6 protein-coding genes are annotated in these 12,433 nt (G+C 43.5%); all 6 read left to right on the top strand.

The genetic code is table 11. The features are described from left to right. The first annotated feature begins 5 nt into the window (after positions 1-5). The 6 genes from RID53_RS15135 (at position 6) to RID53_RS15110 (ending at position 12,034) form a co-directional block, all read left to right on the top strand. Entirely contained in the window at positions 6-3,221 is a 3,216-nt protein-coding gene (locus tag RID53_RS15135) for a non-ribosomal peptide synthetase (protein ID WP_446388892.1), read from the top strand. Continuing rightward, positions 3,218-8,680 (top strand): amino acid adenylation domain-containing protein, encoded by a 5,463-nt coding sequence (locus RID53_RS15130; RefSeq protein WP_446388891.1) that lies wholly within the window; start codon positions 3,218-3,220, stop codon positions 8,678-8,680. The genes RID53_RS15135 and RID53_RS15130 overlap by 4 nt, the downstream gene beginning before the upstream one ends. 38 nt (positions 8,681-8,718) lie before the next feature. Then, positions 8,719-10,110 carry an aspartate aminotransferase family protein gene (locus tag RID53_RS15125; protein ID WP_446388890.1) on the top strand — a complete coding sequence of 464 codons (1,392 nt, stop codon included), beginning with the start codon at positions 8,719-8,721 and terminating at the stop codon, positions 10,108-10,110. A 62-nt stretch (positions 10,111-10,172) separates the two neighbouring features. Beyond that, on the top strand, positions 10,173-10,937 hold the full coding sequence (locus tag RID53_RS15120) for a class I SAM-dependent methyltransferase (RefSeq protein WP_446388889.1): 765 nt from the start codon (positions 10,173-10,175) through the stop codon (positions 10,935-10,937). Positions 10,938-11,027: 90 nt separating this feature from the next. Further along, positions 11,028-11,795, top strand: a complete 768-nt coding sequence (locus RID53_RS15115) for a class I SAM-dependent DNA methyltransferase (RefSeq protein ID WP_446388888.1) — start codon at positions 11,028-11,030, stop codon at positions 11,793-11,795. Between the two features lie 23 nt (positions 11,796-11,818). Further along, positions 11,819-12,034 (top strand): MbtH family protein, encoded by a 216-nt coding sequence (locus RID53_RS15110; protein WP_446388887.1) that lies wholly within the window; start codon positions 11,819-11,821, stop codon positions 12,032-12,034. The last annotated feature ends 399 nt before the right edge of the window (positions 12,035-12,433 follow it).

The raw sequence follows: 12,433 nt of genomic DNA, 5'->3' as shown, positions 1-12,433 counted from the left end.
AAAAAATGCAAAATCAAACAATGCAAAATCAAACTATTCAAGGCTTTCGACTCTCCCCACAGCAAAAACATCTGTGGTCATTACAACACAATAATCTCGTTTACCGTGCCCAGTGTGTTCTTCGGATTGAAGGTAAACTCAAAACAGAAGTACTAGAAGACGCTTTACAGCAAGTCGTCAATCGCCATGAAATCCTTCGCACAACATTCTATCGGCAACCTGGGATAAAACTCCCTATTCAAGTCATACACAATAGCGGCATCCCATTATGGAATTACTTCAATCTGAGTGATTCAGATCCAAAGGAACAGCAAGCAAAAATTGAGGAACTGTTTCAGAAAGAAAAGTGCTTTATTTTCAATTTTGAGCAAGATTCTATTCTACGCTCATCCCTAATTAGCCTGTCAGCCACTCAACATATTTTGCTCATTACCCTGCCATCACTGTGTGCAGATAGCTGGACGCTAAAAAATCTGGTTAAAGAACTGAGTTACATCTACAGCAAAGGCTTGAAAAATGAGAAATTGACTGATGAACCAGTACAATATATTCAATTTTCTGAATGGCAGAATGAATTATTAGAAGAAGATGCCGAACTCGGAAAAGCGTACTGGCACAAGCAAAACTTAGGTTCACTTCCAGCGCTAACCCTTCCTTTTGAGCGCAAGCCTAGTGGAAAAACGGGATTTGAACCCGATGTTTATGCCCTGAGGATTGAGCCAGAAGTAGTGGCGAAGCTCGAAAAAATCGCCACTCTACACCAAACCACAGTTGCTGAATTCTTATTCGCCTGTTGGCAGACGCTAATTTGGCGAATTACAGGACAGTCAGAGATTATCGTCAGCACTGTCTTCAGTGGCAGAAAATATGAAGAATTGCAAGATGTACTAGGGCTGTCGGCAAAATGGTTGCCTGTCCATTGTTCTTTCCAGAAGGACTTTAAGTTTACTGAAGTCTTATTGCAAATCAGTGAACCTTTACGTAACCACGAAAAATGGCAAGAATATTTCCTCTGGGAAGATAGTACAGGATCAAAAGATAATCTTGTAAACTTGCCCATAAGTTTTGAATTTGAAGAAGGGTTTTATAAATATGATGCAGGTGAGGTTTCATTTTCAATTGAGAAGCAGTATGTCTGCTTTGAGCGATTCAAAGTAAAGCTCACCTGTATGCGTAGAGAAGAGTCCATTACAGCAGAGTTTCACTACGATCCTGAACTAATCGATGTAGAAAGTATAAAGTGTTTAGCGGGACAGTTTCAGACCTTGCTAGAAAATCTTTTAAAGAACCCAGACGCTAAAGTTAATGAGTTAGAAATTCTGAGCGATCGCCAACGACAACAACTGCTGGTCGAGTTCAACCAAACGCAGACTAATTATCCACAAGACAAGTGTATCCACCACCTCTTTGAAGCACAGGTAGAAAAAACCCCCAATAATATTGCTGTCTTATTTGAAGACCAACACTTGACTTATGCTAAACTCAACCAGCGTGCCAATCAACTAGCCCATTATCTACAAAATTTGGGTGTTGAATCAGAAGTGTTAGTGGGAATTTATTTAGAGCGAACCCTTGATATAATCATCGCCATACTCGGTATTCTCAAAGCAGGTGGAGCCTACTTACCCCTAGATACAGCTTTGCCGAAAGAAGGTTTAGCTTTCCGGTTGCAAGATGCTCAGACACCAATATTGTTGACACAACAGTCGCTAGTCGAGAAGCTGCCTGAGAACTCAGCGAAGGTAGTATACTTGGACACAGACTCAGACGTTATTGCTCAGGAAAGTTCCGAGAATCCGACCAGCAAGGTGACAGGTGAAAATTTAGTCTATGTGTTGTTTACCTCTGGTTCTACAGGTAAACCTAAAGCAGTCGCGATCGAGCATCGGCAACTTCTCAACTACCTCTACAGCATCCAAGGCGTACTCAGTTTGCCAGCAGGCTCCAGCTTTGCTCATGTTTCTACCTTTGCCGCTGATTTAGGTAACACTGTTATCTACCCTTCCCTCTGTAGTGGAGGGTGTCTGCATGTGGTTTCTTCTGAGCGAGTTGCCGATCCCCAAGCTCTAGCCGATTACTTCCAGCGCCATCCTATTGACTGTCTCAAAATTACTCCCTCCCACCTTGCTGTCCTTTTGGCAAACTCGTCATCTAGGTCTATTCTGCCCCGTCAGCGATTAGTTCTTGGAGGGGAAGTGGCTAGTTGGGATTTGATCGAGCAGACACAACAGCACAATCCAGACTGCCAGATTATCAATCATTACGGTCCAACAGAAGCGACTGTCGGTGTGACGACTTTTGAGGTTGAGAGCAACTCAACGGGTTTAGAATCAGCTACAGTGCCGATTGGGCGTCCCATTGCTAATACGCAAATCTACCTCCTAGATGCCGAGGGGCAGCCCGTCCCCATTGGAGTAGCAGGAGAACTGCATATTGGTGGTGCTGGGTTATCAAGAGGCTACCTCAACAGCCCCGAACTAACCCAAGAAAAATTCATCCCCAACCCCTTCTCGAACTCCAAATCAGAACGCCTTTACAAAACGGGCGACCTAGCCCGCTACTTGAGTGATGGTAACATCGAATTCCTCGATCGCATTGACCATCAAGTGAAGATTCGCGGCTTCCGCATCGAACTCGGAGAAATTGAAGCCGTCCTGAACACCCACTCCCAAATCCAACAAGCTGTAGTTATCGCAACAGAGGACATTGCTGGTAACAAACGCTTAGTTGCCTATATAGTTACCAGAGATGAATCACTCACTAACAACCAACTGCGTGAATTCCTCTTTTCAAAGCTACCAGAATACATGGTGCCTTCTGCCTTTGTCACCTTAGACATCCTACCCTTAACACCTAACGGCAAAGTAGATAGAAAAGCCTTACCAGCACCAGATGAAGAAATTAGCCGAGAACGTGAATACGTGGCACCACGCACGCCAGGTGAAGAAATAATCGCCAACATCTTTGCTTCCGTTCTCGGTGTGCAAAAGGTAGGAATCCACGACAACTTCTTTGAATTGGGAGGACATTCTCTACTAGCCACCCAAGTTATTTCTCACTTGCGCGAAGCATTCCAGATGGAGTTGCCCCTACGCAGTCTGTTCGAGAAACCGACTGTGGCGCTTTTGAGCCATCGCATTGAAACAATGCGTTTAGCTCTCGCCCAAGTTTCTCACCCTTCCGTTGCTGAAGGAAAAGGTCGAAAGGAAATAGAGTTATGAAAACAATTGATGAATTTCTATCTTACCTTTATAGTCTGGATGTCAAGCTTTGGGTTGAAAGCGTTAGCGGAGCGCCTCTGAAAGAGGTTCGCCTGCGTTGTAATGCTCCTGAGGAGGTGTTAACACCAGACCTCAGCGCTCAGATCTCCGATCGCAAAGCCGAAATTATTGCATTTCTCAACCAGGCTAATCTTGCCTCAAACACTACGTCTCAGGCTATTCAACCTGTTTCGAGAGAGGGGAACCTCCCCCTATCCTTTGCCCAACAGCGGTTATGGTTTCTCGACCAAATGGAACCCGGCAACCCCCTTTACAACATTCCTAGGGCTGTGCGTCTCGAGGGTTCGCTCAATGTAGCCGCCTTGGAGCAGAGTTTTAATGAAATCGTGCGCCGCCATGAAGCCTTACGCACTACCTTTAAGACGGTAGACGGTCAGCCAGTTCAGGTGATTGCCCCGACCCCAAGGTTGACGCTGCCTATACTAGACTGGCGGCAGCTAAGGGACGACGAGCGAGAAGCTGAAGTTTTGCGATTGGCTGATGAGGAGCGAGAGCGACCTTTCGATTTAGACAAGGATCCACTTCTACGAATTACTCTAGTACGCTTAGATGAAGCCGAATATGTGGCGCTGTTGACGATGCACCACATCGTCTCCGATGCTTGGTCTACAGGTATTCTCATTCGAGAACTGAGTACGCTCTACGAAGCCTTTTCCACGGGGCAGCCGTCCCCACTGCCGGAGTTGCCCATCCAGTATGCTGACTTTGCTGCTTGGCAGCGCCAGTGGCTTCAGGGAGAGGTACTCGATAACCAACTAAGCTACTGGCGGCAGCAACTCAAAGGTGCCCCCCCGATCTTGGAACTTCCCACAGACAGAACCCGACCAGCAGTTCAAACCTTCCGGGGTACAACGCAATCTTTCATAATACCTCAGGCTTTGACTGAAGCTCTTAAAGATTTGAGTAAGCGGGAGGATGTCACCCTCTTCATGACCCTGCTGGCAGCATTCAATACGTTGCTCTACCGTTATACAGGGCAGGAAGATATTCTGGTGGGTTCGCCCATTGCTAACCGAAATCGGCGCGAAATTGATGGACTGATTGGGTTCTTTGTCAATACCCTGGTCATGCGTACCCACCTTGGAGATAGTCCCAGTTTCCGGGAGCTTTTGAGCCGAGTGCGTAACGTCGCGCTGGAAGCCTATGCTCACCAGGACTTGCCCTTTGAGCGCCTTGTCAATGAACTGCAACTAGAGCGGGATCTGAGCCACACGCCGCTGCTCCAGGTGATGTTCGAGTTCGGCAACACGCCAGTATCGGCTTTAGAGTTACCCGGTCTGACCCTGAGTCTTTTGGAAACGGACAGCAGTACGGCAAAGTTTGATTTGACCCTGTCGATGAGGGAAACCAAGCAGGGGCTGATTGGGAGCCTAGAGTACAATACCGATTTATTCGACGCAGGTACGATCGCTAGAATGCTAGGACATTTCCAGACCTTATTGGCAAGCATTCTCTCCAATTCTGACCAGCGTCTGCAAGACTTACAGCTCCTAACAGAAGCTGAAAAACAACAATTGCTAGTGGAATGGAATGACACTGGGGCGGATTATCCCCAGAATCAATGCATTCATCAGTTGTTTGAAGCTCAAGTGGAGAAGACACCGGATGCAGTAGCGGTAGTCTTTGAAGAGCAACAGTTGACCTACCGAGAACTGAACGTCAGGGCGAATCAACTCGCACACCACCTACAAAAACTGGGGGTGGAACCAGAGGTACTGGTGGGAATCTGTGTAGAGCGCTCCTTGGAAATGGTCGTCGGTATCTTGGGTATTCTCAAGGCAGGTGGTGCGTATGTGCCACTCGAACCGAGTTGGCCAATGGAACGACTCCGGCAAATTTTATCACCTATTGAGGTTCGCTATATTATTACCCAATACTGGCAACTGCCGACTGTGCGCGAACTTCAATGGAAACTCCCCAGACTAACAGACATAATTTGTCTGGATATCAGTACGCCGAAACCACCGCCAGAACCCCTTGAAGCCAATGTAGTTCGATCGCTTTGGGATCGTATCGCAGAACAAGCTGTTGATGATATTACTGCCGGCGGCTTCGTTAGCAGTTATACGGGAGTTCCTTTCTCTGAAACAGAAGTTAACGAATACAAGAACCACGTAGTCAAACTAGCACAGCCATACCTAGAGCCAGGTAAGCGAGTTCTAGAAATTGGATGTGGTTCTGGACTTATCATGTTTGCGATCGCTCCCCATGTCTCTCACTACATCGGAGTTGACCCCTCAGAAGTTACCCAGACACGCAACCTTCAAAAAGCTCAAAAACAGGGTTATTCTAATATCGAACTGCGAACAGGATTCGCCCACGAAATTACCGCTTTTGCATCCGATTCTTTCGATCTAATTATTCTGGCAAGCACCGTTCAATTTTTTCCTGGAGTTATCTATTTAAGTCAAGTATTAGAAACCGCCCTTAAATTATTAAATCCAGAGGGAATAATTTTGATTGCTGATGTCATGGATGCACGGCAGAAAAAGGAATTCCAAAAATCCCTAGAAGATTTTAAAAATCAACATCACCAAGATGTTGGTATCAAGACCAAAATTCAATTAGACAGTGAACTCTATCTCGATGAAGCTTTCTTTTCTTATTTAAGAGAAGAATTAGACCAAATTTCCGAAATTTCAATACTTCATCGAGAAGATAAATTTGAAAATGAACTGCAATACCGATATGACGTTATTATCAAAAAGTCCCGTTTACAGAGTCAATCAATCAAGTCTTTCAGTCCAGAAAAACAGAAGAAAATAATTTGGACAAATTGGCATTTAAACCAAAGGCAAAAGAGTAATCCACCTGGTACAATAATTTCAGATAACCTGGCTTATATAATTCATACCTCTGGCTCGACTGGGAAACCAAAAGGGGTTGCTGTCTGCCATAAGTCCGTAGTTAATCTAATTGATTGGGTGAATAAGGCGTACCAAATACAAGCAAGCGATCGCATCCTCTTCATTACTTCACTATGTTTCGATTTGTCGGTGTACGATATTTTTGGTCTGTTGGCAGCGGGAGGTTCTATCCGAGTTGCCTCTGAATCCGAAATTCACGATCCAGAACAGTTGGTGCATATACTCGGTCATGAACCAATCACCTTCTGGGATTCTGCTCCAGCAGCACTTCAGCAACTAGTACCTTTTTTGCCTTCGGCAAGTTCTATTGACCGACAAAATCAACTCAGATTGGTCTTTTTAAGTGGTGATTGGATACCCACAACACTGCCAGATTCAATCAGAACGACATACCCTGGCGTTCAAGTAATCGCTCTTGGTGGAGCGACCGAAGCAACGGTTTGGTCTAATCACTATTCTATTGGTGAGGTGGATCCAAGCTGGGTGAGCATTCCCTACGGTAAACCCATCCAGAACAGCCAATATTACATTCTTGACTCTCAATTTAACCTCTGTCCAATTGGTATTCCTGGAAATCTTTACATTGGTGGAGAATGTTTAGCTTGCGGTTACTTCAACAATCCGGTTCAAACTGCCGAAAAGTTCATTCCCAATCCCTACTCTTTAGAGTGCAGCAGCAAATTAGGATCGCGTCTTTATCAGACTGGGGATTTAGCTCGTTATCAAGCGGATGGCAATATTGAGTTTCTCGGACGTATCGACCACCAAGTCAAAATTCGCGGCTTCCGCATTGAATGTGGAGAAATTGAGGCTGTATTGAGCCGACACCCAGAAGTGCAGCAGGCTACAGTGATAGCGCGAGAGGATATACCTGGCAACAAACAGTTAGTAGCCTATGTCGTTCCCCGACAGCAATCTGCTCCTTCTATTAGACAACTGCGCCTCTTTCTCAAAGAAAATCTGCCCAATTACATGATGCCTGAAGCTTTGGTGTTACTGGAAGAAATACCTTTAACACCTAACGGCAAGGTAGACCGTAAAGCACTGCCAGAACCTGACAGGACTGGGGTTCACCTAGAAACAATCTACATACCACCACGTACACCAATTGAAACTTCACTAGCAAAGATTTGGAGGGAGGTACTTAGAGTTGAACGAGTAGGGATTCATGACAACTTCTTTGATTTGGGCGGACATTCCTTGCTGGTTACTCAACTCCTGATCAGGGTGCGAGAAACATTCAAAGTAGAACTCCCCTTACAAACTCTTTTTGAACTACCTATTTTAGCAGATTTAGCTGAAAAAATTGAGATAGCTTGCCAGACAAAAACTCATAGTATTGAACCTAATGCTCTTCTAGATCTCAAGAACGAAATTTTTCTTGACCCCGCAATCCGTCCTGAATCTATCTTGATTCGTCATACCCCACAACCTGCTTGTATTTTTCTAACTGGATCTACAGGCTTTGTCGGTGCTTTTTTACTCAATGAACTACTCCAGCAAACCCAAGCAGATATATGGTGCTTAGTTCGTTCTCCTAACCGGAAAGAGGGTAAAAATAGAATCCAGAGTAGTCTTGAATCTTACTTACTTTGGGATGAATCTTTAAGCACCAGAATCATTCCGGTTGTTGGTGATTTGTCTCGACCGCTTTTGGGACTTTCGGAGGAGGAATTCCAAGCGCTCTCTCGTAAAGTCGATGTTATTTACCATAATGGTGCATGGGTACATCATACTTCCCCCTACTCCACTCTCAAGGCAGCTAATGTGTTAGGAACTCAGGAAGTTTTGAGATTAGCTAGTCAAATCAAAGTGAAGCCCGTACATTTTATTTCAACTACCAGTGTATTCTCCTCGGTTGCAGGTGCTGACATTCAAGTTGTTCGAGAGCAAGATTCTCTAGAGGATCGACGAGTACCATCAGGCGGTTATTCTCAGAGTAAATGGGTTGCAGAAAAGTTAGTAAAAATTGCACAGGATCGAGGACTGCCTGTTTGTATTTACAGATTAGGACGTGTATCCGGACATAGTAAAACTGGTGTTTTCAACCCAAATGACCGTCTATATAGGCTGATAATCGGTTGTATTCAACTTGGTTATGTACCTGATGAAGACACGATCGAAGACATGACTCCTATAGATTATGTTAGCAGGGCAATAATCCATTTATCGAAGCAAGAAACTTCTCTCGGAAAAGCGTTTCATCTCGTAAACTACCAACCTTTTCATTCAAAAATGTTGCTGAATATACTTTCCAAAATGGGTTATTCAATTCAACCATTATCTTATAAGGACTGGCGCTCTCAGTTAGTTCAACTTGCTAAGTTTTCTCCCGAACATGTTTTGTCTTCACTGTTGCCATTTTTCCCAGAAATAAGTTCTCAAGATCGAGGACATAATCCCACACCAATGAAATTTGATTGCCAAAATACTCAAGAGGGTTTGAAAGGTACATCTATTGAATGTCCTCCCGTAAATGAGAAGTTACTTCATACTTATCTGACCTATCTAATTGATCGGGGTTTTGTCTAATTTAATACCAACTCAAAAAATTAACTAGCATCAGTTTCATGAACATCGAAAAAACAGAATCACAACAAAAATACTTACAAATTTTAATTGAACGCTATACCAAGCGGACAAAATCCTCAAAAGAGCTTACCCAACTTTATCGTTCAGTTCTAGCAGATCGTCGGGTTTCAGAAGGGTTTAATTTGCCTCTCAAGGAGATGTGCTATCCGATTGTTGGGAGGCGTTCTCTCGGTTCTCGAATTTGGGATGTAGACGGTAACGAATATGTAGACCTAATCATGGGGTTGGGAATAAACCTATTCGGTCATAATCCACCGTTCTTGAGAGAAGCACTGCAAGAACAATTGGAAAAGGGAATACAAATTGGTCCGCAGGCGGAGTTGGCTGGAGAAGTTGCCGAGTTAATCGGTGAACTGACAGGAATGGAGCGTGTGGCTTTGAGTAATACAGGCACAGAGGCGATGATGGCAGCAATCCGTTTAGCCCGAGCCACAACAGGTCGCAATAAAATTGCCATGTTTTCAGGCTCCTATCACGGTCATTTTGATGCAGTACTCGTTAAAAAACAGACAGTCAACGGACATCCACAGGTAGTTCCTGTTGCTCCAGGGATACCGACTAGTATTCTTGAAGATGTGTTGGTTTTAGATTATGGAAATCCTCATGCACTGGATATTATCAAAGATTACCAGCAAGATTTAGCCGCTGTTCTGGTTGAACCTGTACAGAGTAGCCGACCTAACTTGCAACCTAAAGTATTTCTCCAGCAACTGAGGCAATTAACTAAAGAATTAGGGATAGCTTTAATCTTTGATGAAATGATTACTGGTTTCCGCATCCATCCCGGCGGAGCACAAGCTTGGTTTGGCGTTGAAGCAGACATCGCTGCCTATGGCAAGGTTGTTGGTGGCGGTATACCCATTGGCATAATTGCTGGCAAAGCTATCTATATGGACAGAATTGACGGTGGTCTGTGGAATTATGGTGATACATCTTCACCCCAGGTAGAAAAAACAATGTTTGCAGGTACTTACTGTAAACATCCACTAGCTATGGCAGCAGCCAATGCCGTACTCAAATATTTGAAGGTTCAAGGGCCAGCTCTACAGCAGCAATTAAATCAACGAACGTCTGAATTTGTCCAAACACTGAATACTTACTTTGAAGCAGAAAAAATGCCTATCCGATTAGTAAATTTTGGCTCGATATTCAGTCCATTTTCCTCAAGTAATTCCGCTCATTCAGAAAATTCAGATTCCTCGATGGGTATGAATTTGTTATCTTATCATTTGCTCGATAGAGGAGTTCTGCTCCGAGTTGGAGGAGGAGCAAGCTTTTTATCGACTGCCCATACAGATGAAGATATTAGCAATATTATTAACGCAGTCAAAGATAGTGTAAAAGAACTGCAAGAAGGAGGTTTTTTGTAAATTCATTCTGTCAATTTGTTCGATCTATCTCATGTCGTTATAAGGAGAGACAAGAAAACGTTATGTTTTTAGATATTACCGCTTCTGACTATGATAACTTTGGTCAGATATACAACGACTCATGGGGACTACCATACTGTCAAAAAATTCTCCCAATTTTGGAAGAATTACTACTACAGCATCTCTCTCCAAGAGCGCATATTCTTGACTTAGGTTGTGGAACAGGTCAAGTCGTACAACAACTACTAATCAAGGGATATCAAGTTACTGGATTGGATGCGTCTGAGGGGATGTTGCGTTATGCTCGCCAAAATGCACCCGATGGTCAATTTATTCTAGGTGATGCACGACTCTTGAAGTTGCCGACGACCTTCGATGCCGTTGTTTCAACCAATGCTGTCTTAAACCATTTCTTAAACCTTGAGGAACTGACAGGTATTTTCCACAATGTTTACGAGACCCTGAAGGAAGAAGGTCTGTTTGTCTTTGATATGGATATGGAAGAATACTATCAGTCGCAGCGATGGCAAGGTGCTGTTGTTCAAGGTGATATCAGAGACGAATATGCTTGGGCTTTTAGGGGGAATTATAGCCCAGAAAATAAAATCGGTCAGTACCAAATGACGTTATTCCAATTAGTTGAAAAAACTTGGCGGCGTTCAGACAGTAGTTGGAAAGTAAAGGCATACACTAGAGAAGAAATTCAGTTAGCTCTGAAAAGTGCGGGTTTTGTAGAAATTAGTATTGGCAAGACCAACAGTAAACTTGAGACGCCTCTAAATGCTGGCACTATCTTTTTTGTAGCCCGTAAATCCTCGAAAAAATAGGTAGGGGGAATCCTAAGTAAGGTTGAGACCTAAACCGATCGTTTGCATTGATTCTTTGTTTGATTCAGTTAATTCAAGGAGTAATCTTTAATGTCTTCAGTAAATCTTTATCCCAACTATGATCCTTTTGCTCGCATGTACAATGAATCTTGGGGACCACATTCATGTCAAACTAAGCTGCCACAGGTAGAAAAGTTGTTGATACAGCATCATCTTCCTAAAGGAGCACATATTCTCGACCTGTGTTGTGGTACGGGGCAAGCGGTACAACAGTTAGTACTTAAAGGATATCAAGTAACTGGACTGGATAGTTCTGAAGGAATGTTGTACTATGCTCGCAAAAATGCACCCACTGCTGAATTTATCCTAGGTGATGCACGTTTCTTTGAGCTACCAACTACCTACCATGCAGTTGTTTCGACCAATATTGGTCTTAACCACATCATGAGTATAGAGGAACTAAAAGCCGTTTTCAAAAAAGTCTATGACGCACTACAAAATAATGGCTTGTTCGTATTCGATCTAATTTTTAAAGGAAAGTTTAAGTCCTACGGATCTGACACTTTCCTAACTGACGGTGAGGTCAAAGATGATTATGCTTGGGCTTGTCGCGAGAGCTACGATCCAAAAGAAAAAATTAACCCGAATATAATGACTATTTTTGAGTTGATCGAGGAGCAATGGCAGCGTTCAGATATTACTTGGATCTACAAAGCTTATACCGAGGATGAAGTTAAGTCTACATTGGATAATGTAGGTTTTACAGGAGTTACTCTCTACGATCGCGAAGGTAATTTAGCAAAACCTGAAGGGAATAGCTATGGAATCTTTGTGGGTCGTAAACAGATTGATCGCTAGAATGAAGCTTTAAGGAGAAAACGATGAGTCAAGACGAAGACACCACAATTTACAGAGTTGTAGTCAATCAGGAAGAGCAATATTCTATCTGGCTAGCTAACCGGGAAATTCCCCTAGGCTGGCGAGATGTAGAAAAAAGTGGTCTTAAACAAGAATGCCTTGCATACATCAAGGAAGTATGGACAGATATGCGACCACTGAGTTTAAGAAAGAAAATGGTAGAGTCTGCTAGGGAATAGGGAATTCGGCATCTAACATGCATAAATCACGGTGTCTCGCGACATCTCCGGACTGCCACAATTACTGCAACTCAGTGCAGGTTTCTCGTAAATCATCAAACTTGCCTCGTGCCTCTACCTGACCACCTCTGAGTACAATAATTTGGTCGGCACGGCGTTTGCCGTTTCAATTTTTCGGCTCTTTGAACTTCAGTAAGAAGGAACGTATCGCTCAGAGTAAAAGCAATAGAAAATAAATTTTTGACTTTTTCCAAAAATTAACAAGAAATGGGTTGGTTTTGTGGTAAAAAAGAGCGGTCTATGTTTATTCCAATCAACCGCTCAATCAATAATGCTACCCAAATTCTATCACAGTTGCCTTAAGAATTATCTAAGTGAGTCTCAACTTCTCACCCTAGA

It is taken from the genome of Coleofasciculus sp. B1-GNL1-01, from assembly GCF_040220235.1.
Taxonomy (GTDB): Bacteria; Cyanobacteriota; Cyanobacteriia; order Cyanobacteriales; family Coleofasciculaceae; genus Coleofasciculus.
The sequence above is the reverse complement of the archived record's forward strand: the minus strand, read 5'-3'. Positions and strand labels throughout refer to the sequence as shown.